A 22,630-nucleotide genomic window follows, 5' to 3' on the forward strand; every position below is an offset into this window, starting at 1 on the left:
ACTTGCACAGAAGTCGACGCCAAAGGCCCGTGAGTTCTGCCTCCCGACGTGATGCGGTCGTTCAAGATCCGCGTAGCATCTATCCTTTACAGAATTATGTCTATAGAGAAAAAGCCGTGGTGGCATGACCGGCGCCTAGTAGTTGGGTTGCTGATTGCGTTTGGGGTGGCGCTATTCCTCGGCTCTTTCAGATGGTTCACCCTTCCCACGTCTCGATACTTCTGGCCCAAGAGCGCCGATGATTGGTCAGCATGGGGGACGTGCCTCGGTGCAGTCGGAACGATCCTTGCTGTTGTCTACGCTGCCAGGACTCTGAAGTCCACCTCTGAAGCCCAGCTTGAAGAACGCCGTGATCGACGGTTGGAAATGGATTTCTTGGAGGCCAAGGAGGCTGAGGACGCCATCAAACTGCGCCCGGATACTAGGGCCTTTCCTCGGGAGAGCGATGAGTGGGGATATAGCGCAGAGGCTTCTGGGGCACGGATTCTCGTGCAGAACTTCTCCGAGCACCCTTTCCGGGAAGTGCAAGTTTTCGTACCCAATGACTCCTTGACTGATGGCGTGACTCTGTCCAACATCGAATTCTGGGAAACCGATCTAGAACACGATGACGAATACGGCCGGAGACTTGGAAAGTGGTCGGTGATCGAACCTCCCGCGCCGGCCATTCCGGAGTCGAACCTATTCACCTTGGGCACGGTCCTTCCCGGAAAATGCCGTAGCGTTTCATTCGATTTCTCATCGGAATGGTCTGAGTGGATGCTTGACTGGGACCACAGGAGTTCTGATGCCACAGACCCCTTTGGGCGCACGAAGCTACTAGGCATTACGTTTGTAGACCGCAACGGTAGGACGTGGCAAAGAACGTCGCGTGATGGTGGCAAGATATCGAGGATTCGCGGCTTGGTGCCTTAGATCAGGCGAAAAACACGTTCCGGAGGTTGCCCGTTGACGGGAAGCCCAGCCTGGGGCGCTCGACGGAGATCCAGGAATCCAAGCCGGAAAAATTGGCATACCATGGGCTGCCGGAAATGTTGATGCGTGAACCCTTTCTGTTGCGACGCTAGGGGGCATGGGCAGTCAAGCCCATTAGCCGCAGAGCTCGAGTATCAACGGCGCGCAGGGTCCGATCGCCGATGCTGCACTCCTCCGCCGGGGGTGAAAGCGCAACGAAGGATTGTGGATTCGAAGCCTCCTCGAAATCCTTCGTATGCGATAACGCGAACCGCAGCCAGAGCAGCGAGTCAGCTTGTGGTGAGGGTCCGCTTGGGCCCACGTTAGCGGGGCTGGGGAGGTCGGTCCCAGCGGAATTGGATTGTACGGCCGGGAATTAGCGCTGTTTCGGGCTCGACATTCGGTTCCGCCGGTATCAGGGACGAGTGCGGAATGAGTTGGGGAGTCGCGCCAGCCTTGTACTGGAATATCTGAGTGTTAGTCAGCCGAAGCATGTGTTTGGCTCGATCGGCATCGAGGGCAAGGTTGAATGCGAATGGTGAGTCGATGAGTGCAGACTTGTATCCCCACCCCGTGGCTTCAACAGGGAGGAAATGAAACTCGAGTGCGATAATTTGCGCAGCTTCGTAGCGGGGATTGTCTGGGTCGTGCCCGGAATAGTTGAACACCGAGTTGAAGAATCCGGCCAGGATCGACAGCTTGCGCTGCTGCCGCACGGAGAGTTTTGCTTGTGCCCTCATGGCCCGGATATCGATCACGACGATCGGTTCTGTGGCAATGAACTGACTGACCGCCACATAGTCGCCGTCCCTTGGCTTGGCTTCGACCATGGCGAGGTGAGCGGTCTCCGCGGCCAAGTATAGGATGCGCTGTCCTGCGCGGTTGACTCTGCCGGCCGCACCGCCATCGGGACGGGCCCAGACGCCGGCCACGGACCGTACTTCAAACGGGTCACTAATGTTTGCTCGCACCCGGTAAAGCGGTGCCCTCAAGGCAGGCACTGTAACCGCAGTTATTGGCAATGATATCGAGCGAAACCCAGGAGGATACAGGATCGTGAGCAGCCGGTTGCGGATCTCATCGGACGATGCGGCAACGTCGATTTCCGCTTGGAAGGCCGCTATCTTCTCCAATAGCTGACGGACATCGAAAGCGTCCAGATATTCGCGGACGTCGAGTGTTATCTTGCCGTTCGGTGGGCTGTTCGTTTGTGCGGGCTCTTTATGAATGACCTGTTCGCTCCAATCTCCGAGCAGGCTGGGATCGCCGGAGCGACGGATGGCTTCGATTAACTCCAGCCGGGCTGTAGCTTGATGGACTTGGAAATCTGGAGTCGTTTCGCCTCCCATCGGGATGATGCGGATGTCTTCAGGCACACGTGGTCCTTCTTATAGAGGAGTGGGCCCCGCATCCACGAAGTGAAGGTGGGGCCCTAGCTTAGCGAGCCATCCTACTACTCGCCGAGCGGCAGGCGCGTCCCAAAAATGATGCTTGCTTATTTTCTTTCTGCCGGTACCTACATGGCCTCAAGTGCGTCCATCTCGGCGGCGTCCAGCAGTGTTGTTGAGTTTTCCCCGGTTGCCCGGGCCAGATCGTCCAGGGATTTGAAGTGGACACGGGCAAGGGTGATGGCGACCAGCTGGAGGTAGGCGGTGCCGTTGCGTTGTTCCAGGTCGCAGAGGTATTCACGCATGAGCCACTCTAGAGCGCCCGGGCCTTCGGATTCTTCCGCGGCGAGCCGCGTCAACGTGAGGACCGCCAGGTCCGGGTTGTCGTAGATGAGTCCCACGGGCCAACGCTACCCATCCCGATGGCGCGGTCAAGAGCCGGTGCTAGCGCCAGCGGAAGAATTCCAGCGCGGGAAGCAGGGTAGCGACGTCGGCCTTGAGATGATCAACCGGGCGGGTCCCCGCAATGTCTCCGGACGGCGTGACCATCCAGACGGTGAAGTAGTTGTGCGGAAGTAGTTGTGCGGGATGTCCAGTTCCATCGCCCGCTGAAAAAGCTCAACGACCTGCGGGCGGAGCTGCCCGCCGGGGAGGTACAGGAATCCCGGGCAGAAGGTCCCGTCGTCAATGAAGACAGGGACGAGCTGGCGCATGACCGGCTCAGGGTCTTCCATCAATCGGAGAGTCGGCGGCGGACCAGTTCCAGGGAGGGCGTATGAAGTCGTTGCTGATCTCGTCCGGCGTATTGTAGCTGATAGATCTGATTCTTCCGAGGCCTATCAGTTTTCATGCCCGAATCCTGCCATCATGCACTGACGGTCTGGAATATCAGTCGAGAAATTACGTCGTTAAGCTGACCAGAATAAGATGACGGGGCGGCTGTCACAGTCCTGGCGGTGGCGGCCAGGCTTGCATCCAGACCCTATAACTGACGGGTCGTGAGAATTGGTCGGGGAACATCTGAGTCTCTGTCTTACCGCGACGTCTGGTGTCGTGCCGCTTCCGGTTTATTGGACTAAGGGGTAGACCTCTTTGACCAATAGAGCGCAAAAGCGCCAAGTGCCAGTAATACCAGGGCCGCACCCGTAAGCGGTCGTTGGTTGCCCGGCAGGAAGAGCTGGCCGACGATCATCAGTGAGGCCAGCGCAAGAAGTGAAGAACCAGCGGTAAGGATGGAAGGATGGGCGGCGCGGGGCGATACGTCGTGGGACACAGACGGCTCGGAAGTCTTTTCTGCTCTCGTAATCAAGTCTGCCGCTGGCTTGTTCATCGCTTGCATGGAACCGTCCAGCCTGTAGTGGAATAGGGCGATATCCATTTCGTTTGCGTATGCAATGGCCTGTTCCGTGTACTTAGAACCCGTGAAGAAGAGCATGAGAGCCCCCACGTGACGGCCGCGAGCTCCAACCAGAAGCTGAAGGTAAGGTCGACCGACGTCGCGGGCCTCATACTTCACCTGCGCCACGGCTTCTCGCGACCGTATGTCGAGTCCAGCGTCTGCGCCGGGAAGCGTCAGCTGGGCATCCGTGAATCCCCAAGCTCGCATCCAGTCCCGGGCATTCGATTCTGCTGCTTCCCAGGACGTGATCTGCCGCAGTGCAGGTGTCTTCATCTCAATTGCTTCGATAGATAGTTCGGGCACCTGAGCGCGTCGACGGCACCCTAATGGGCAAATTGCTACCGGTTCTACGGGACCTCATAGGCTCAGCATATTGGTTGCCGGCGATTCACTCACAGCCCCATCCGTATGCTTCCCGCCCACTGGCACCTAGCGGTCCCCAGTAGCGTCTGCTTCGGCGGCGTCGAGCAACGCTGTTGAATCTGCCCCCGTAGCCCGGGCGAAGTCGTCCAGGGATTTGAAATGCTCCCGGGCGAGTGTGATGGCCACCAGCTGCAGGTAGGCAGTCCCGTTGCGTCGTTCCAGGTCGTTCAAAATGCGAGCATGCGTGCCTCCAGGCCGGATTCTTCGGCGGCGAGCCGCGTCATGGCGAGGGCCGCCACATCCGGGCTTTCATAGATGAGTCCCGTAGGCCAAAGCTGCGCACCCCGCCAGGGCAGTCAAGGGCCAGTTCTGATGCCACCGGAAGGATTCCAGCGCGTGCAGTGAGGGAGCGGGGCCGGCTTTGAGGTGGTCAACGGGACGGGAGCCCGCAAGGTCTCTGGAAGGGCTGACCATCCAGACTGTGAAGTAGTTATGGGGGAAATTCAGTCCCATCGCCCTCCGGAAAAGCTCTATGACGGTCGGGTGGAGCTGTCCGCCGGGGAGGAACTGGAATCCGAGGCTGAAAGTGCCGTCGTCGATGAAGACGCGGACGGGCTGCTGCATCACGGGTTCGGGGTCTTCCATGAGCTCTGAGAGCCTGCGCCGTGCCTGCTGCAGGATCGGCAGCGTGAATTCCGTCCTAATCGCTGCCACGTCTGGTCGTTGATGGGATGGCCGTTCACTCCTCTTCCGCTGTTTCGTCGGCGTCGCTGATGCTGACCAGGAGCCACTGGGTGGAGAGCGGTTCCCGGCGGAGCGTCGCGGTCCAAAGGGCTGAATGGTTACCGGAGCGGACCTGTACCCGCCAGAATTCGGTGCTGACCAGGTCGCCGCTGCCGACGGCTGCTGTGCGCCGGGTGTCCCACCAGGCGTCGCGTCCGTACCAGTGCTGGGAGTCCGTGTCGGGATCGACCAGCCAGATCCGTCCTTCGTGGCGGATGGCGAGGGGTTTACCTGCCGGGTCGGTCCGGACCTGAAGATCGTTGGTCTGGGCTGGGGCTTCGATGGTGCTGGTCATGGGGGTACGTTCTTTCGTGGTGCTGTCGTGCGGGTGAAGTTTGGTTAGGCGGCTTTGACGAGGGGGAGTTCGTCCCAGTGGGTGGTGTAGCGGGGGGAGAGCATGTCCCGTTTCATGGTCCAGTCCGGTCCGCCGCGGATGCCGCCGTGGCCCAGGCCGATGGAGCCGCGCCCGTAGCGGCGGGTGATGTCTTCCAGGAGGGTTCCGACGTGGCGTTCCTCGTGCGGGTTTTCGAACAGGGCCAGGGGTGCCTGGTTGCCGCTGGGGCGCAGGTCGGTGACCATGATCCCGGCCCTGGCGTACCTGATGCCCTCGCAGATGCGGGGCAAGAGTGCGTGCGCGGCCTTGGTCAGGATGACCGGGTCGGCGGTGGGAATGGGCAGCGGGACGCAGACCGAGGGGTAGGAGGTGTCTTTCGGGTTGAAGTGGGAGGTGCCGGCGAACGCGGTGAGGACCTTGGCCTGGAGCCCGTGTTTGGCCAGCCGTGCTGAGGCCTGCTGGCCGTAGACGCTCATGACCTGCCGGATCCCGCCGGCGGTGGTGATGGGGGTGGCGAAGGAGCGGGAGAAGATGAGCTGGTCCCGGCCGATCCGCTCTTCCTCCATCGGGATGCAGGGGGTGCCCTGCAGTTCCAGGACGGTGCGCATCATGACGACGGAGAAGCGGTCCCGGATCATGACCGGGTCCGCGCGGGACAGATCAAGGATGGAATGGATGCCCAGGGCATTGAGGCGTTTGGTCAGCCGGGTGGCGACACCCCAGATCTCGATCACGGACAGGCGGCGCATCAGCCCTTCCCGCTCGGCGGCGGGGACGGAGTCCCAGTGGCAGACGCCGTCGAAGGCCGGGTTGTTCTTGGCCCATTTGTTGGCCAGCTTCGCCAGCGTCTTCGTGGGTGCGATCCCGACGCAGACCGGGACGCCGACATTGCGCCGCACGGTGGCTTTCATGTCCCGGCCCAGGGCCAGGAGTTCGTCCGGGTTGCCTTTGACGCCGAGGAACGCCTCGTCGATGCTGTAGACCTCCAGCCAGGCGGAGTACCGGCCGAGAAGTTCCATCACGCGGGCGCTGATGTCCCCGTAGAGCTCGTAGTTGCTCGAGAGGGCAACGAGTCCCCATTCCTTGGCCCGAGGGGCGAGTTTGAACCACGGCTCACCCATGGCGATGCCGAGGGCCTTGGCTTCGGGGGAGCGGGTGACGGCGCAGCCGTCGTTATTGGAGAGCACGATGACGGGCCGGCCCTCCAGGGACGGGTCGAACGCCCGCTCGGCTGAGGCATAGAAGCAGTTCACATCCACGTGCGCGATCTGCGGCTGATGCCGCATGAGAGCTGGCTTAGACATTGCTTGCCCCCTGCCGGCAACGTTCCCGTTTAACGCAATAGCGCATCTTAAACATGGTGAAGGCACCGGGTCGCGACGCCCCAGATGACGAGATCGGATAAGGACGGGACCCGGATGTCCGGGTAGGCCGGGTTCTCTGCCTGCAGTACGACCCCGGTTCCGGTGATCCGCAGCCGTTTGATGGTCAGTTCGCCGTCCAGGACCGCGACGACCACGGACCCGTCCACCGGTTCCAGGGCCCGGTTGACGATCAGCTCATCGCCGTCGCTGATGCCGGCGCCTTCCATCGATTCCCCGGACACCCGCACGACATAGGTACTGGTGATGTCTTTGATCAGGTGCTCGTTCAGGTCGATTCGGCCATCGAAGTAGTCCTGCGCCGGCGAGGGATATCCGGCCGCAACAGCGACCGGAGAGATCAGCACCGACAACAACGATGCGCCCGCATCTATCACACGGGGACCAACAACAACGCCCACAACACGCCCCTATTCGAATATATGTTCGATTTAAACTATAGCTGTAGGGGGCGACAAAAGAACCATCACCGGCGCCTGGCGCCCGCCGTATCCCGCCACACTCTTCGAGCGGCTCAAACCCAGGTGTCTACGTTCCCAGCGTGCACGAAACTCGACCCTCCGCGCCCTCGCCCACGAGATCGCCGCCGCCCGCTCATGGACATGGTCGGCTAGAGCAAGCTCGTAAGCGCCCGCCACACTGTGCGCGCAGACGGGCTAATGCCGGACTACTACGTCGAATTGAAGGGGCCATCCACGCCGTAAGGGCGGGCACCGCATGCCGCCGTCCGCATCGACGGCCTAAGCCCAGCGCAGCTTCGAAGCCGAGCCGCCCGTGCTCAAGCGCTCGGGGCCAATCACGTGTCGGAGTCCTTCACACGTGATCGTGGGGCACAATGGCGGCATGACTGAACCCTCGGCCTATGAGCTCGATGCATGGCGCAACGTCCAATGGTTCCAGGGCCGCCCCCTCTCTCGAGTGATGAGGGACGCCGGCGAGCAAGTGGCCAGCGGCGCTGCGGAACTCGGCAAACGTGCGTCGAAGTACTTGGAAGAACGCCCAGGAGCCCACGCCGCCGTTTCGCATGGGCAGGAAATGGTCGCCAAGGGCGCTCAGACAATAGGCACCGGGGCCCGCAAGGCCGCCGATGCCATACCCGACGGCATGGCCAACTGGAGCGGCGCTGCTTTTGCGTCGATGCGGCAGACGGTGGCACGGGCCTCACGGGCGGGACTCTCACCCAAACAGGTCGTGAAAAAGCACAGGAAACGCGGACACGACGTTGCATCACTTCCCGACCTGCGACGCCTCGACCTCGAGCAGATCGACGCTGTCCGTGGACGGGGAGCGAGCTGGGGCTACCCGATAGCCGCGGCAGCCTCGGGAGCAGCTGCAGGGCTCGCGATCTCCGGAGGAGAACTCGCCATCCCCCTCACCGGCGGAGTCGCGGCGGCGCCTTCGGGCGCAGTAATCGCCGGCGCTTTCGTTGGCGACGCCGCATTCGTTCTGGCACTCGGTTCCCGCTGCGTCGGCGAGGTATCGCTGCTCTACGGCTACGATCCGGAAGAGCCCGCCGAGAAGCTCTTCATCATGTCAGTCGTCAATGCCGGAACGGCTATATCAGCCGGCGCGAAGTCCGCCGCAATGGCCGACATCTCGCGGCTCACCCAAGCACTCGTCCGCAAAAAAACCTGGGAGATTCTGGACCAGTCAATCGTCGCTCAGGTCTCGAAACAGTTCGCCAGGGCATTCGGCGTTCGCCTTACCAAGCAAGGGCTCGGCAAAGTCGTACCCGTAGCCGGGATCCTCGTTGGAGGCACCCTCAACTGGACCACCTTGGAGGGGATCGTTGACGCCGCCAACACAGCGTACCGGCGGCGGTTCCTCCTAGAGAAGTACCCACACCTTGGCGACGAGGAAGCGCCCGGACTGTTTCCTAATGTCGACCAGGACAGCGCGGACGAAGTTGACGAGGCGATCAGCGTGATCAGCGAGCTCGCCGTGGCGGGTGGACCCGTCCTCCACTGACCTGAGGCAGTTCACACCAACAAAGCATTCACCGAGTCGCGACTGCCGGGCCGCCTAATATGTCCGCGGCCCGGTAGCTGACGGTGTCCCCGATGGACGCCTATCCCGGTGGGATAACTCTCGTGCCCACGCGCGGTTTCTGTCCGGCGTATAAGGAAAGCCTCCGCGCGAGTCCAGGACTCAAGCGCGGAGGCTCCGGTTCTCCAAGCTGGGGGGGCTGGAGAACCACTCTCAGGGTACTCGCAGGCGTGACGTCCTGCCCGCACGGCTGCCGGGAGGGCGCGGCCTTCGGGTCACCGCCGGCGTGGGCAACCCCGGGTTCTCCCGGCCCGCCAACCCGGAACTGCATCGTCGAGGAGCTTGATCTTGACGGGGTCGAGTTCGCGACGGTGGCGTTTGTACCGCTGGGTGTGGATCCACACGCCCAGCGCGTGTTCGCGCTCTGATTCATAGTCGTGGTGGCGCGGCCAGTCGTTGCCTTCCCTCCTGAACTCCACGAGCTCGTCCAAGCGCTGGCGCCAGCGGGCTTCGTCCGCCGCTTCCCTGCGGTTTTCCAGCCACCCGGGCGCCCGGGCAAGACCGTCGCTGTAGGCCGGGTCCAGGGTGCCCTCGGCGGCTTCGCGCCGGCGACCGGACAGCCAGCGCGCCATCGACCTTTCGTCCCGGTCGCCGGAACGGCCTTCAGGGAACCGGCCTTCGGCCGAAACCCAGGCGACTCTTCCATGCGGGCAAGATCCTTGGGCGAGGGGCAAGGAACGGGTACGGCGCCAGCGGCAGTCTGGTGCTCGGCCTCGAGTCCCGGATCCTGGCGGCGGGCGATCACCAAGTGGTAGCCGACGGCCGCGGGCGGAACGCGCACGAGGGCAGCGATGCGTTTCCGGCTCAGTCCGAGCCGGTACATCAGCACCCATTCCGAGTCAGGAGCGCGCCGCAAACGCCTGTCCATAATGGACCCGTCCTGCCATGGCCGCCGGGTTGGGAGTGCAGCCAACACCGGTCTACTGCTGCGTTCTCTGGCGTCCCGCTGGTGCCGTCGTCGCCGGGCGGTGGGGCCAGGCGTCGCGGTCACCGCAGACCTACCACGGGTCAGCATGTGGGTTACGGCATCCAGGGCGATTTTCACTACAGGACGCATACCAGGGGCCAGACGACCCAAATCGCTGCACGGCAAGGCGGTGCAAGGGACCGTACAGTCAGTAATCCAGGTTCATGAACAATGGGTTGGGGGATGAAATGATTCCAACACCGAAATGCAATCCGTGGTGCACGGACCCAAACCGTAGGCGGGATTCCTGCTACACGCGTATGAAACCTTAGGAAATTATCGAGTGTCTTCTGAGTTGCACCATCTCCATGGCCGCCAATGCCACAAGTCGTAAGTGCACCGCCAGCCTGGAAGTAGGAATTCTGCTTTCGTTTGGGCAATAGACTTCCCCTATGACGATGCCAGCAGACGCGATTGATCAAGCACAGGAGATGGAATCTCCCGCTCCACAGGGAACACACCTGAGAATCACCTGGCGCACGGTTGCAGTGCTGTCAGCACTTGTGATGATGGGTCTCCTGATCTCGCTTATCACGATCGCCACAAGTGTCGGTGCTGACTCACTTGCCACTACTGCGCTAGCACTTGCCGTCATTGCATTCGGTGCCCAACTAATTGTCTATGTTGCTCAGGTAGCTGATTCTTCCGAGACCCGCAGGCAAGCTTTGGAGGTCAATGCCGCCACTCAGGCTTCCCTTGCCCGCATTGGTACGACGGTGGCGAATTCTGACCAACTTCTTCGGGACCAGTATGGCGAGGTCGTCAAAGAACTCACAGGGAACCTGCGACGAGCGAGTATCCAGAGTAAGGAATCGGATTCTCCGCTCGACTTCGGGGATGCGGTTGGGATCCTGAGGTCGCAAGCGCATGGTGCCCAGCCGGTCAATCGATCTGCCTCTTCGCGATTCCCTGACGTGGATGACATGGAGGACGACGACGGGTACTGGGAGCCGTCTGAGTTGGACTTGTGGCCGGATCCTGAGGAGATGGATGAGATGCTGGATGCGTACGACATCCTTCGGACTCTGGACCCGATCTCAATCGGACAAATCAACAGATTCGCCACGGACGAAAAGATCAGTCTTCAGCTCGACGTCCTACCGGGCATGGTGTTCACCAGCGCGGAACAGGCGCCATTCACAAGCGCCCTCATGAACGCGGGCCTAGTTGAGCGAACAGGACGGCACCCTCGCGGGCGTCCTCCCAAGGGTGGCCACCGACCGGAGTTTGTGGTCCTCACGGACAAGGGCAGGATGGCCGCGCGTTTACTCAGTCCGACTGGAGCTGCCCCCTCACACATCAGGGCTCTTGTCTCTTTGGACACCACGCCGTAGGCGTGGGTGGGGGAGCCGCGCAGCGACGCCCAATTCACTTGAAATAGCAATATAACTGGGTGGCTGGTTACGGCTCCTAAACATGATGATGGCGACATTCATGCCGGCACCGATGCCTCCTACATTGTGCTGATAGACGCCTGCCAAGGCGACGGTTCACAGCTTCCGCCGCGGGCTACCCGCCCATGGGTCGCCGACCGCCCCGGTACGGCCTGTTCTTTGCAGCCGCGCCTGGCGGGAGCAGCAGCTCAGTAACCGGCACATCAAGCACGTCGGCGATATCCCAAAGTCGCTCGTAAGCCACACTCTTCTTGCCCCACTCGATGCCGATGATCATATTCCGGCTCAACCCGGACTCCAGGGCCAGAGCCTCCTGGGACAGGCCCTGGCCGAGTCGGAGTTCGCGTATCCGAGCACCGACCATCGACCTGCGGTCAGCCCACCGGAGTGTCTGCTCCTCGGAGGACTGGTGCGGGCGGGTGGGCATTTATCCATGTCAACTGACATTGTCAGTCTTGTCTGCTCTACTAGTGATACATGCATCTAATAGGGTCCATCTCGTTGCGAGAAAGTCGGTGCGGACTATGGAAACCCGCCACCGGATGCCATGATCCGGGCGTACAAGTTCCGCGCGTACCCGACCTCGAAGCAGTTGGACGTGCTCGTGGCGATGCTGGATGACCACCGGTCCCTTTACAACGACGCCCTGCAGGAACGCAGGGAGGCGTGGGGGCACTCCAAAACCAGGGTCAGCTTCCCTTGCCAGTCTGCCCAGTTGACGGCCCGGAGGACGAACAATCCTTCAGAGGCACGCTGGTCCTACGCCGCCCAGACCCAGACACTCCGTAGGCTGGAGAAGGCCTTTCAGGCCTTCTTCCGGCGGGTCAAGGCCGGAGAGACGCCGGGCTACCCGCGGTTCAAGCAGGCCGGCCAGTTCCATACCGTGGACCACCGCAACGGGGACGGCGCCAAGTGGGATTCGCACGCTACGCAGACTCGGGCCTACTTCAAGGGCGTCGGGCACGTCAGGGTCAAGCAGCACCGCGAGGTCATGGGCCGTGTTAAGACGGTGTCAGTCAAGCGGGAGGGGCGGCGCTGGTTTGTCCTCCTGACGGCCGAGCAGGACCTGCCAGCCCCGCTCCCGCCCACCGGCGCCGTCATTGGCATCGACTTGGCCACGGGACCCAATGGCCTGGCCTATACGTCCCTGGGGGAGCGGATCGACAACCCGGCCTACGGCAAGGCTTCACTGCCCCGGCTGGCTGAGGCCAACCGGGCCCTGGCCCGCACGAAGCGGGGATCAAACCGCTGGCGGAAGGCTCGGGAGCGAGTCGCCGACGTGCAGCGAAAGATCCGCAACCAGCGGCACGACTACCTCCACAAGACGGCACGTCGCCTCGTGGAGGGCAACGACGTCATCGTGGCCGAGGCCCTCAACACCGCCGGCATGGTCCGGCGCCCAGCGCCCCGGCCCGACGGGTCCGGCGGCTATGAACCCAACGGAAGGAGCGCCAAGGCCGGACTCAACCGGTCCATCCTCGATGCAGGCTGGGGAGTATTCCTGAACATGATCAGCGCCAAGGCTGAAAGCGCCGGACGCCAGTTTATTCGGGTCAACCCTGCCTACACTTCCCAAACCTGCAGTGAATGCGGGCACCGCGACGTGGCCAATCGGAACGGCAAGGAATTCATCTGCCTTTCGTGCGGGCACGAGAATGACGCGGACGTCAATGCGGCGAAAAACATACGTAGGGCCGGGCTGGTCCTGCGGGACACGGCCTAAAGCCGTATCACGAGAAGCCCGCACCTTGGGGAGTGGTCACACACCAAGAAATTCTTGCTCTCCCCAGCAGCGGACATGGTCACAGATGTATAACCACCGGATTTTCAGCAGATGGTCAGCCCTGGCCCCAACGGGACCAGCGTAGACATCCCGGACAAGGGCGCCGGTGACGCCGCGGAAGCGCGGGCAGGCGGCCCGGGCCAGCACCTAGTCCCTTGGTGGTTGGCGCCAAATCGACGGCACGGGCCTCCACGCCCTTGAGATACAGCCACCCGCTTGGCAGCGTCAAAATTGAGCAACGCAGGGCCTGTGAGGGGTGCCCCAGCCCCGGTCGCGTAGTCGTCGACCATGTCGAAGCGCCTGCCCCAATCACCCTCGGACCTGCTCGGACACCTGCGTCTCTCGCGATGATGCGCCGGGAGTCATGGCTCCCCTACGGCTCTCCATCGTCGCGATGGCGCCGCGGGCCCACCTGCATCTCTTGCCACGAGACGACGTACCCGTCACCCCGAGGGCTGCTCGAGCGATCCCGCCTGGCCCGGCCCCAAAGGCAACGAAGGTCGCGATTTGCTGGCGGCGACCGAATGCAGACTGCGCCGATCCATCCGACTTTTTCTTCGAGGGACTGCGGAGCAAATGATCCCGGTAGCTTTCCATCTGCTCGGCGCAACACAAAGTCTCCGGACGTCTGGTCCTGCGGTTACGGCCGGTCCTCCGGCCAGTCCGCCATCCGGTTCATTCCCTATACAAGCAGGCCACCCTTTGGGGATGGCCCTGCAGTTGTGTGGTTAGTGCCGTCACTCCGTCAGTCGGCCTCTGATGGCCATATCTGCGATGGCCACCGCCAGCACCACACACCCATATAGGACCATGGCGATGCCTCCGATGGAGTTCGTGACCACCAGCACCAGCAGGACAGCCATCAGGGCCACCCATAGCCAGCGAAGGGCGAGGACTACCGTTGTGCGCTGCATCCGATCACCATCCCGTGAACGTTGGATTGCCTGAAGGATACGCCCGTGTCGTACGACGCGCACTGGGCGGTGCAAAGGTGCCCGTGAAGCAGATCAGGCGTCCGAGGTCCCGCGAGACGACCACCGGACCACCGCCTTGGACGGACGCTATTCAGCGACAATGACGTAGGTGATATCGACGTTGAAATAGTCAACGTCGGCACCTGGACGGCGGCCCGGTCGGGACGCTAGCCGGGCAGGCTGGGGGCCTGCCCGGTACTGGACCAAATTGGCTGTGAGCGGTTGGCAGCTCCTGTCATTGGACCGTAGGTCAACCCCTATGGACGGGTGGGGGTGACCCCCCACGCGTCCTGCCGTCCCGCCCGGCGGTCATAGCGCCTAGGGGCGCGTACGGGTTTAGAAGCGATTAAATATGATTTATTACCCCATCATGTCTGCCGGGGCGAACGACGCCCCGGCTGCATCTGGCTCACTCCTTTGGCGACCCGTCGGCCCACAAGGCCGACAGGTCAGGAACCGAATCCGTCCACGTCCGCGACACTTGACGTGTCGAGGACGTCGCAACACGTCCGCATGCGGGTTGCCCTTGGTGGGCAACCGTGCCGAATCAAACCGGAAGCGCCGTGGTCGCCCATGCGACCACACGGCCGTCGTGTCATTCGATCGTCCAGAGGAAGATTTTGGCATCAGGGCGAACCGGGCCACAGCCCTGATGCCGGCAGCGGCAATAAAGTTCGCAAGCCTTCCGGCTATAGCTCTCTTTATTTAGAGTGGGATTTTTAGAATGGCGGCACTTCGCCCTGCCAAGGTTGCCAGGGAGGAGGGGTCCAGCACTCCGGGTCGAGGCTGTCCCACCATGCAGATTCCTCGGCAGTCCAGGAATGCCCGGTCAAAGGACGTCCCGGTTGCACTTCATCGGCCCCTGGGATGAGCAACGTGTGGACTGAGCTCTTATCGAACCTCGCTTCACTCTTCAAGAGACCCGCGGCGCGAGCCCTTTTGAAGTGCTCGGTGATGGTACTCACATCCCGTTTCCCGGTGAGGAGACACAGGCCCGCCCTGTCAATGGTCGTTTGCCTGCCGTCGGAGTTGTCCGCCACCGCATGCAACGTGTTCTTAACTGGTGTCTTCAGCAATGACTTGTCGACTGCCTCCCGGTATGCCGCCATAGTCCAGGACGGGACCGTGGGTTTCGCCATTGCGGCCATTGCGCAGCGTTGCACATACCAGGAGCGGATAATACTTTCTGCCTCCCTAGCTGCAGCTGTGGTGGCTGCGACGGACGTATCTGACAAGTAAATCTCCGATGATTAGTGGGCGGCGATCAGCACAGGGCCGCACATGGACCCTGTTTGGAAGGAAGATGGCATGCGCCACTGCGGCGCGGAGAAATTGGTAGTGGTAACACCGCCACTGAGGACGGCAGCAAATCTGATCTTCAGTTACTGAGGACGGCCCCTTAGGAAGCTGCCCGCCGTGATACGGCTGGTTCATCCCGGACGGTGGTGGCAGTATTCATCCCCGTCATGCGAAGAGTCCGGCTCGTCTTGTTCGTTTCGCTAGTGACTACGGGGGCGCCCTACGAGCGCATTTGATGACACAGTCAGACGAGGCCGCGCGCTGGTGCCGTGCACGAGTACCGTTGTCAGAAATTCCTTGCTCAGGGCCGCTACGGGCCCACTGCGGGTCAGGCCGACCAGGAGAACTTAGCCCCGCGGCGAGGGGAGTTGGAACGCCACTGATTCGGCTCTGCTACCGGGAAAGTGTCGACGTGCGGCTGGCACGTGAGGCACGGCGGATTGACCTGGGAGAACCCCTGCTGGTGGCCCCAGGCTGCCTGGGCGGCACAACGGCCGCAGAGGCCCAGACCCTGATAGTGGCGCTTATTGGCGTCAAAGGACCTAGCCTGCCGAAGCGTTTCCACAGAATCATTGGCGGTCCGGGACTTGGATTTGGTCACAGTTTTCCCCTTTGTGTGTGAGTGGTTGTAAATAGCGGCGGCCACCGCAGCAAATCGTTGAGTTACGCGGAGCTTGCTCCGCCCTTCGGGCTGCGCGGCGCTCCGCTCCCCTGGACAGCCGGATCAATATTCCGGTTGCTGAGCGGTGCCACACCTGCCCGGTGACCCTGCCCCTCAAGGGCAAGGGTCATAGCTTCCTTGACCACGGAATGGTTGGTCAGGGATGGTGTGGTCTCGTCCTGCCTTGCTGCGGGAAGGGATGACCCTGCCCCGAGGCAAGGTCATCCCGTCTCCGTCCCGTCATGGGTCACCAATGGACTCGGAGATCCAGGCGTACGGAGGTAGAACACCGGTCATTAATGGGGTAGTTAGGCCCCGACATTGTCGGCGATGGCTTCGCCGCCCTTTTGGGGGCGTCGAAACCGTAAGGTAGATCGAATTGAGGTAGAAGTTGGGGTAGTTAGGCGCCGACTTTGTCGAGGGTCCAGGGGCGAATTTCCGGGGGGACCCACAGAGCGACTTTCCATGGGTACCCCGCGGTTGCTGAAGGCTGGGATTCAGGAGCCAACTTGCTGACGTCCGGCTTCGAAATCGTCGACGAAGTCCATCACCACGGTGGCGGTCCCGGCGCATCCTCGGCGGGGCTGTGCGTCCCGGTATCGTCCACGGCAGGAATCGTGATCGTGTACATGATCGACGTATTGCTCCGCCGATCCTTGCGCAGGTAACCCTTCAACTCCGCCGTCCCGGTGTGCTTGGAAACCACGGCCTCCGACAGCCCTGTAGCCGCCGCAAGCCTTTTCACGGAAGGCCACGCCCTTCCCGTGTCATTGTCAGCAAAGGTGCTGAGTGCCCAGCAGGTGGCGCGGACGCCCGAAGGAAGGCCGGATTCCGCAATGGCCTTGGCGTACTGCAAAGGACGCGCCGGCCGACTCAGGACTTCGTTCACAGGTCTCCCTCCGGAATATGAAGCGACCACCCGTAGTTCCGGCCGAACCGGTCGTCGATGTTGCGGTCGATGTATCCCTCCAACGAGAGTTCTGACATGGTCTCGAGCACGGAGAGATCCCTCCTGTGGCGCCCGAGCGCGGCATTGATCCGTTGCCAGTCGGTGAAGGCCACGCGGCCGATGCCGACGGAACGGGCCATCACACTTGCCACCCCGGGCGCATCAGGCGGCAGGCTGCCGTCGCAGTCGACGGCTTCGAGCCAGCGGTCCAGATAGGGGTTCGCTGCGGCGAACGGGGACTTGTTGCCGCCACGGTATTCGGCATTCGGCGGCTCGGTTGACTGCGGCGCAGGACCGGCCTCAGCCGGCGGTCCGGTCAGTGGGATCATGGGTACCTCCATTTGTTGGGTCAAAATGGGCGCGACAAAGGTAGGGATAGGCCTGTCGGGATGAAGCGCGATGATCGAGCGGATGGAGTACTAGCCACCATTGGTGGCGGGGATTGGTCTGGCGTACGGCCGCTGGGGAGCGGTATTGGCCTCTTTATATGCGTTTTTGGGACCGGCGCCGCCATAGTGAATGTGGCGCGTGGCCAGCAAGCTTGGCCGCTTGGTTTCTTCTAGCGGGTGATTTCCTGCTGTCGCATCCATTCCTCGACATCGGAGAGGCGGTAGACAATTTTGGATCCGACACGCAGGCGCCTGGGACCGTCGGTCAGGTGGGTGGCAAGAAACTTCTCGCTCACGCCCATGAATGCCGCCGTCGTACGGCGATCCATGTACAGGGACTGGGACATCTGCTGTGCCTTTTCGACAGTGGCTTTGACGTGAATGGGGATAACGGACAAAAAATCTCCAGCTGGTAGGGCCGTCGGTCGAAAAGAGGGACCGGCGACGAGATGCGTGTTGCGTGAATAAAGAGGGCAGCGGTTATTGCGTCAGGTGAAACGGAACCAGGAAGGAGGATCGCTTCCCCTGGGTCGGGCTTTGAACAGACCCCGGCGGTCCGGGATCTGCAGAGGACCTTGGAGAAGGCCTGTTATGACCATTGTGTGGAGCTTCCCACCGTTATTTGGCTCGCGAATGCACGACTTATTGGCTAGTGTTGCGGCATGGCAATCAACAAGCTTCCCGGCGGGAAGTACGAGCACGACTACCGTGTCGATGGCAAACGCCGATATAGGCGCTTCAGGACGAAGGCGGAAGCGCAGGCGCACGAGCTGCAGATCAACACGGCAAAGGCCGGCGGCACCCTCATGGATACCCGCAAGGGGGGCAAGATCCGGTTTCATGATCTGTACGAAGAGTGGATAGCCCACGTTGCAATGGTGGGCGCCAGGGGTGCGCGTCCTGCGTCGCCCGTCACGGTGGCAGGGTACAAGCGGGTTTACGAGTCACACATGAGGCCGCAGCTTGAGCACCGAACTCTCGCCACCATAACGCTCACAGTCATCAATGACTGGCTAAATACGTTTGCCACCAACGACGCACGGCAGCGATCGTACCGGCAGTTGGGGCGGATGCTCGAGTATGCAGTGGGTAGTGGCTACCTGCCTGCTAATCCGGCCCGCAACGCGACGATCAATCATGTCCCGCAACCTGAGCCGGTCCGGGAGCCCGCCGCGCTAACGGTTGAGCAACTCCAGGCGTTCGCCGAACAGGCTGCAGCTGGTGGACGGTACGCGGACTCATCACACGATGTGTACAGACTCCTGATCCTGTTCGCTGGCACGACGGGCCTGCGGTGGTCGGAAATCTCGGGCCTGTTGCCCGGTGCTCTGACATTTGGTGAAAGGCCGCAGGTAATCGTTCGGACAACCTTGGTTCCCGTGGACGGGCGTCTGGAGTTCAGGGAAACAACCAAAGCCCGCAAGCCCCGCACAGTTCCGATTCCAAGATCTGTGGCGGCGCTGCTGGAAAGTCATTTGGAACGGTCGCACGATGGTGGTTACGTGTTCGCATCTCCGTCAGGTAAGGCGCTGCGGGCGTCCAATTTCGCCCGCCGAACCTTCCATCCGGCCGTCGCCAGATGCCGTGCCGCAGATCCCAACTTTCCGAGGATTGTTTTTCACGACCTGCGACGGACGGCCGTTTCTTTGGCGATAAGCGCCGGTGCGCATGTGAAAGTGGTCCAGCAGATTGCCGGCCACAGTTCGGCTGTGACTACGTTGGATGTCTATGCACAGCTGTTCGCAGACGACGCCCACGCCTCAGCCAGGGCTGTTGACGCGTTGCTGAGCCCTGCCAGGGTCTAGTTCCTAGAGTGGCTGCCGGTAGGGACCCATAAAGCTAGTGGCTGTTAAATGGCTGCTTATGCGTCCAGAATCCCTTTAGCAGCAAGGATTCACTGGCCGACTCATAATCGTGAGGTCGGGAGATCGAGCCTCCCCGCCGCTACAGAATGACCCTTCAGGCGCAGCCTGCGGGGTCTTTTTGTTTTAACCGCCGTTGCGCTATCACTTTGGGTGCCTAAACAGGCCTTTTGGCCGCGTTAAGTGATAGGGCAACGGCGGGGTTGTGGGACAGAATGGGTCCATGACGCGAATCGCAATCATTGGCGGCCACGGCAAAGTGGCTCTGGAACTGTCCCGCATCCTCTCCGGGGAGGGGATGGACGTGACGTCGTTCATCCGCAACCCGGACCACCGGGAGGAAGTCGCGGCAACGGGCGCCACTCCTGCTGTCCTGGACGTTGAACATTCGACGACGGCGGAGATCGCCGAGGCGCTCAGGAACCAGGACGCCGTGGTCTGGTCGGCCGGTGCCGGCGGCGGAAGCCCCGAGCGGACCTATGCGGTGGACCGGGATGCCGCCATCCGGTCGATGGACGCGGCGGCCGGGGCCGGCGTCGGGCGGTACATCATGGTCTCCTACCTCGGCGCCGGGCCGGATCACGGCGTCCCCGAGGACAACAGCTTCTTCGCGTACGCCGAGGCCAAGGCCGCCGCGGACGCGTACCTGCGCGGCACGGACCTGGACTGGACCATCCTGGGCCCCGGAGCGCTCACTGACGGGCCCGGCAATGGCCTGATCGATGTCAACCCGGCGGACAACTCCGGAGGCCAGGAAACGGCCCGTGCCAACGTGGCCCTCGTCGCGGCGGCAGTACTGGGACTGCCCTCCACCGTCGGGCGCACCATCGAATTCCGGGACGGCACCCTGCCCCTGGCGGCCGCCCTGGAACCTGTGAGCTGACTGGCCAGCGGGAACGCGCGGCTGCGCCGCCGCACCCCGACAGAAAAGGGCCGGATCATTGATGATCCGGCCCTTTTCACGAGCTTTCGAGGCGCCTCGGCGGCTGCCCCCGCACCTACGACACCGAAGCGGCGAAGATGCGGGGGATGTAACCCTCGTTCGTTTGCATGCCTGTTCCCGAATAGGCCCAGAGCGAACCGTCGGGCCGGCGGGCCACCATGTCCGGGAAGCTGTCCGCGGTCAGGTTTCCCGCGCCCAGGACGGTGTCAAACACGTGCCAGCCTGTTCCGATTCTGCGCGGGGCGGAGAGCTTTCCCGTGCCGTCGCCGGGGTACATCCACAGGGTGCCGTCGAACTTCCTGGCGACGACGTCATTTCTTCCGTCCGCGTTGAAGTCCCCGGCTCCGAACAGCTGGTCGAAGACTTCCCAGCCGTAATCACCGATCCTGATCGGCGAGGAGTATCCCTCGTTGGTGCCGCTGATGGTGCCTGTACCGCGGTACAGCCACAGCGAGCCGTCGGATTTCCTCGCCAGGAGGTCATTCTTTCCATCCCCGTTGAGGTCACCGGTTCCGGTCAGGGCGGTGAAGGCGTTCCAGCCGGCGGTGCCGATTTTCTTCGGCGCCGTGTAGCCGGGGTCGCCGGCGTCGACACGGCCGGTGCCGGGGTAGATCCAGAGGGTACCGTCGGGCTTCCGGGCGATGAGGTCGTTCTTGCCGTCCCCGGTGAAGTCCCTGACGCTGATCAGCGCATTGAACACTTCCCAGCCGCCGAGACCGATCTTCCGCGGCACTCCGTAGGCGCCCTTGCCGTCGCCGGGGTAGAACCACAGGGTGCCGTCCGGTTTCCGGGCCAGGAGATCGGCAACCTTGTCGCCGTTGAAATCTTCGACGGCGCTCAGGTAGTCGAAGACCTCCCAGCCGAAGTCACCGATCTTCCGCGCGCTGCCATAACCCTCGTCCCGCATGGCGGTGCCGGCGTAGAAGAAGACGTTTCCGTCGGCCTGGCTGGCCACGAAGTCCGCGGTGCGGTCCCCGTTGGCGTCGCCGGTGCCCAGGACCGTGGTGTAGATATCCCAGCCTGAGCCAATCTGCTGGGGCAGGACGAGTTTCGCCGGTCCTGAGTTGGAATAAAGCCAGAGGGACCCGTCAGGGCGCCGGGCGGCCAGGTCGTTGGTTCCGTCGCCGTTGAAATCGTGGATCGGGATCAGCTGGTCAAAGATCTCCCAGCCGTAGTCGATTTCGCGGGGCGTTCCCGGCCGGCCGGTGCCCGTTCCCGGGTACAGGACCAGCACGCCATCCGGGCGCCGGGCCAGGATGTCCGGCTTGGCGTCGCCATCGAAGTCGCGGACGCCCAGGAGCACATTGAAGGCATTCCAGCCGAAGTCACCGATCTTGACCGCTGCGGCGTACCCCTCGTTGCTGGCCGAAACGGCTCCCGTCCCGGCGTAAAACCAGAGCGAGCCGTCGAACTTCCTGGCGACGAGGTCGTTCCTGCCGTCACCGTTGAAGTCGCCGGTGCCGAGGATGCTGTTGTATATTTCCCACCCGGTGCCGATCCGCTGGGCGGCCCGGGACTTGCCGCTGCCGTCGCCAGGGTAGAGCCACAGCTCGCCGTTGACCTTGCGCTGAATGAGATCGGCGATTCCGTCGCCGTTGTAATCGCCCGGGGCGACCAGCAGGGGCTTGGCCGGGGGCATCGCATCAATCGTGATCCCCGCACCGGAATCCGAGATCCAGTCGATGGTCACCCGTGTACCGGCGTGGGAGGTAAAGGTCTGGCCGGCCTGCCACGCCTGGTTGTAGCTGTAATAGCCGTTGAAGGTGGTGGTGCTGGGCTGCAGGGCGATGGAACCTGAGCCGTAAGCCTGGACCACCTTGACCCCGCGGTTGCCGTTGAGGGCCGTTGCCGCGTCGTTGCCCACCGGAAGACGAAGTTCCAGGTAGTAGGTCTCCCCGCTGATGGGATCGGTGAACTTCACGGCGCGGTGGTCGTCCGCGCTTCCCCAGGCCTTCAACTGGTAGGAATTCTTGCCCACCGCTTTCCCCAGATCCCTGACCTCGTTTCCGGAACCGAATCCGCCAAACTGGTACGTGGGGGAGCTGACCACCGGCTGGCTGAGCTGGGAGACACCCATCAGGTCAAGGTTGTCCTTGTATTCCTCGATGCTGCAGGTGCCGTTGGCGAACGATCCGTCCGCGTTGCTGGCCGTGTCCACGGCTCCATTCGAGCACCTGAGCCGGTTGGCGTGCATGAGACCCAGCACGTGCCCGAATTCGTGGGCCAGGACGCTCTTGGTCAGGTTTGCCGGAAGCGGCATGAGGACGCGTCCGCTGGTTCCGTTGTAGCTCCAGCCCGCGCCGTACGCCCCATCGGACAGTGTGGGAGTGGACACGAACACCACGAGTGCCGTGTAGGAACTGGGGACCCATCCGATTTCGGCGGCGATCGTGTTCATCATGGAGGAATAGCTCTGCGTGGAGGTTGCCTTGCTCGACCTGTTCTCGACCGTGTCGACGCTCATGGACAGCCTGCCGTTCGACATCGCCTGCCAGTACTCGCTGCTGGTATGGATCGCTGCCCGGGCGTCCGACTCAGAGATAGCCGCCTTCTTGTCCGCCAACTGGACCATCACCAGTTTTACCTTGATATCGCCGCTCCGGGCGATGGAGTAGGCCTCGGTGGCTGCCGAGTGCTGTTCAGCCCCCTTTGGCCCGTGTCCCTCAGTGCCGAGGCTGGAGGTGGGATTGCTGCCGCCAACGACCTCAATGAACAGCGGCTCCGGAGAAGTCAGAGTCTGCGATTCCACCGTTGCCGGGG

General features: G+C 62.3%; 21 protein-coding genes. 7 read left to right on the forward strand and 14 right to left on the reverse strand.

Translation table 11 applies throughout. The annotated features are described in order from the left end of the window. Positions 1-96: 96 nt before the first annotated feature. Positions 97-915, forward strand: coding sequence for a hypothetical protein (locus AC50YC_RS01900; RefSeq protein WP_494951950.1), 819 nt, complete (start codon positions 97-99; stop codon positions 913-915). A gap of 362 nt (positions 916-1,277) precedes the next feature. On the opposite strand, the gene AC50YC_RS01905 is transcribed toward AC50YC_RS01900, so the two are convergent. From AC50YC_RS01905 to AC50YC_RS01920, 4 genes are all read right to left on the reverse strand, one after another. Beyond that, a complete protein-coding gene (locus tag AC50YC_RS01905; protein WP_494951951.1) occupies positions 1,278-2,330 on the reverse strand; it encodes an RES domain-containing protein in 1,053 nt (350 codons plus the stop codon). Between the two features lie 140 nt (positions 2,331-2,470). Next, the gene (locus tag AC50YC_RS01910) at positions 2,471-2,743 is read right to left on the reverse strand and encodes a hypothetical protein (RefSeq protein ID WP_494951952.1); all 273 of its coding nucleotides are present in this window, start codon (positions 2,741-2,743) and stop codon (positions 2,471-2,473) included. 674 nt (positions 2,744-3,417) lie between these two features. Further along, positions 3,418-4,014: a restriction endonuclease gene (locus tag AC50YC_RS01915; protein WP_494951953.1), complete on the reverse strand. Its 597-nt coding sequence runs from the start codon at positions 4,012-4,014 to the stop codon at positions 3,418-3,420. A gap of 156 nt (positions 4,015-4,170) precedes the next feature. Further along, positions 4,171-4,335 carry a hypothetical protein gene (locus tag AC50YC_RS01920; protein ID WP_494951954.1) on the reverse strand — a complete coding sequence of 55 codons (165 nt, stop codon included), beginning with the start codon at positions 4,333-4,335 and terminating at the stop codon, positions 4,171-4,173. Positions 4,336-4,596: 261 nt separating this feature from the next. On the opposite strand from AC50YC_RS01920, the gene AC50YC_RS01925 reads away from it, so the two are divergent. Next, complete coding sequence (locus AC50YC_RS01925; RefSeq protein WP_494951955.1) at positions 4,597-4,758, forward strand: hypothetical protein; 162 nt, start codon at positions 4,597-4,599, stop codon at positions 4,756-4,758. 85 nt (positions 4,759-4,843) lie between these two features. Here the strand turns inward: AC50YC_RS01925 and AC50YC_RS01930 are convergent, their stop codons facing one another. From AC50YC_RS01930 to AC50YC_RS01940, 3 genes are read right to left on the reverse strand one after another with little or no spacing between them, the layout of a single operon-like run. Further along, on the reverse strand, positions 4,844-5,182 hold the full coding sequence (locus tag AC50YC_RS01930; RefSeq protein ID WP_494951956.1) for a hypothetical protein: 339 nt from the start codon (positions 5,180-5,182) through the stop codon (positions 4,844-4,846). A gap of 44 nt (positions 5,183-5,226) precedes the next feature. Continuing rightward, positions 5,227-6,525 (reverse strand): Y-family DNA polymerase, encoded by a 1,299-nt coding sequence (locus tag AC50YC_RS01935; protein ID WP_494951957.1) that lies wholly within the window; start codon positions 6,523-6,525, stop codon positions 5,227-5,229. Between the two features lie 47 nt (positions 6,526-6,572). After that, on the reverse strand, positions 6,573-7,004 hold the full coding sequence (locus tag AC50YC_RS01940) for a LexA family protein (protein ID WP_494951958.1): 432 nt from the start codon (positions 7,002-7,004) through the stop codon (positions 6,573-6,575). A 442-nt stretch (positions 7,005-7,446) separates the two neighbouring features. Between AC50YC_RS01940 and AC50YC_RS01945 the strand changes: the two genes are divergently transcribed. Next, positions 7,447-8,571, forward strand: a complete 1,125-nt coding sequence (locus tag AC50YC_RS01945; RefSeq protein WP_494951959.1) for an EcsC family protein — start codon at positions 7,447-7,449, stop codon at positions 8,569-8,571. A gap of 293 nt (positions 8,572-8,864) precedes the next feature. Here AC50YC_RS01945 and AC50YC_RS01950 read toward each other — a convergent pair whose 3' ends face one another. Continuing rightward, positions 8,865-9,221 (reverse strand): helicase associated domain-containing protein, encoded by a 357-nt coding sequence (locus AC50YC_RS01950; RefSeq protein WP_494951960.1) that lies wholly within the window; start codon positions 9,219-9,221, stop codon positions 8,865-8,867. 787 nt (positions 9,222-10,008) lie between these two features. Here AC50YC_RS01950 and AC50YC_RS01955 point away from each other — a divergent pair. Further along, on the forward strand, positions 10,009-10,950 hold the full coding sequence (locus AC50YC_RS01955; protein ID WP_494951961.1) for a hypothetical protein: 942 nt from the start codon (positions 10,009-10,011) through the stop codon (positions 10,948-10,950). Between the two features lie 175 nt (positions 10,951-11,125). Here the strand turns inward: AC50YC_RS01955 and AC50YC_RS01960 are convergent, their stop codons facing one another. Then, the gene (locus tag AC50YC_RS01960) at positions 11,126-11,437 is read right to left on the reverse strand and encodes a helix-turn-helix domain-containing protein (RefSeq protein ID WP_494951962.1); all 312 of its coding nucleotides are present in this window, start codon (positions 11,435-11,437) and stop codon (positions 11,126-11,128) included. Positions 11,438-11,557: 120 nt separating this feature from the next. Here AC50YC_RS01960 and AC50YC_RS01965 point away from each other — a divergent pair, with 120 nt between their 5' ends. Continuing rightward, on the forward strand, positions 11,558-12,733 hold the full coding sequence (locus tag AC50YC_RS01965; RefSeq protein ID WP_494951963.1) for an RNA-guided endonuclease InsQ/TnpB family protein: 1,176 nt from the start codon (positions 11,558-11,560) through the stop codon (positions 12,731-12,733). 797 nt (positions 12,734-13,530) lie between these two features. Here the strand turns inward: AC50YC_RS01965 and AC50YC_RS01970 are convergent. The 4 genes from AC50YC_RS01970 to AC50YC_RS01985 form a co-directional block, all read right to left on the reverse strand. After that, positions 13,531-13,707, reverse strand: coding sequence for a hypothetical protein (locus AC50YC_RS01970; protein ID WP_494951964.1), 177 nt, complete (start codon positions 13,705-13,707; stop codon positions 13,531-13,533). 2,567 nt (positions 13,708-16,274) lie between these two features. Further along, positions 16,275-16,616: a helix-turn-helix domain-containing protein gene (locus AC50YC_RS01975; protein WP_494951965.1), complete on the reverse strand. Its 342-nt coding sequence runs from the start codon at positions 16,614-16,616 to the stop codon at positions 16,275-16,277. Next, positions 16,613-17,005, reverse strand: coding sequence for a hypothetical protein (locus AC50YC_RS01980; protein WP_494951966.1), 393 nt, complete (start codon positions 17,003-17,005; stop codon positions 16,613-16,615). Before AC50YC_RS01980 ends, AC50YC_RS01975 begins: the two co-directional genes overlap by 4 nt. A 230-nt stretch (positions 17,006-17,235) precedes the next feature. Then, positions 17,236-17,412 (reverse strand): hypothetical protein, encoded by a 177-nt coding sequence (locus AC50YC_RS01985; protein ID WP_494951967.1) that lies wholly within the window; start codon positions 17,410-17,412, stop codon positions 17,236-17,238. A gap of 315 nt (positions 17,413-17,727) precedes the next feature. On the opposite strand from AC50YC_RS01985, the gene AC50YC_RS01990 reads away from it, so the two are divergent. Further along, complete coding sequence (locus tag AC50YC_RS01990; RefSeq protein ID WP_494951968.1) at positions 17,728-18,870, forward strand: tyrosine-type recombinase/integrase; 1,143 nt, start codon at positions 17,728-17,730, stop codon at positions 18,868-18,870. Between the two features lie 280 nt (positions 18,871-19,150). After that, positions 19,151-19,810, forward strand: a complete 660-nt coding sequence (locus AC50YC_RS01995) for an NAD(P)-dependent oxidoreductase (RefSeq protein WP_494951969.1) — start codon at positions 19,151-19,153, stop codon at positions 19,808-19,810. A 115-nt stretch (positions 19,811-19,925) separates the two neighbouring features. On the opposite strand, the gene AC50YC_RS02000 is transcribed toward AC50YC_RS01995, so the two are convergent. Further along, a complete protein-coding gene (locus AC50YC_RS02000; protein WP_494951970.1) occupies positions 19,926-22,619 on the reverse strand; it encodes an FG-GAP-like repeat-containing protein in 2,694 nt (897 codons plus the stop codon). Positions 22,620-22,630: the final 11 nt, after the last annotated feature.

Source organism: Pseudarthrobacter sp. MDT1-56, from assembly GCF_059383555.1.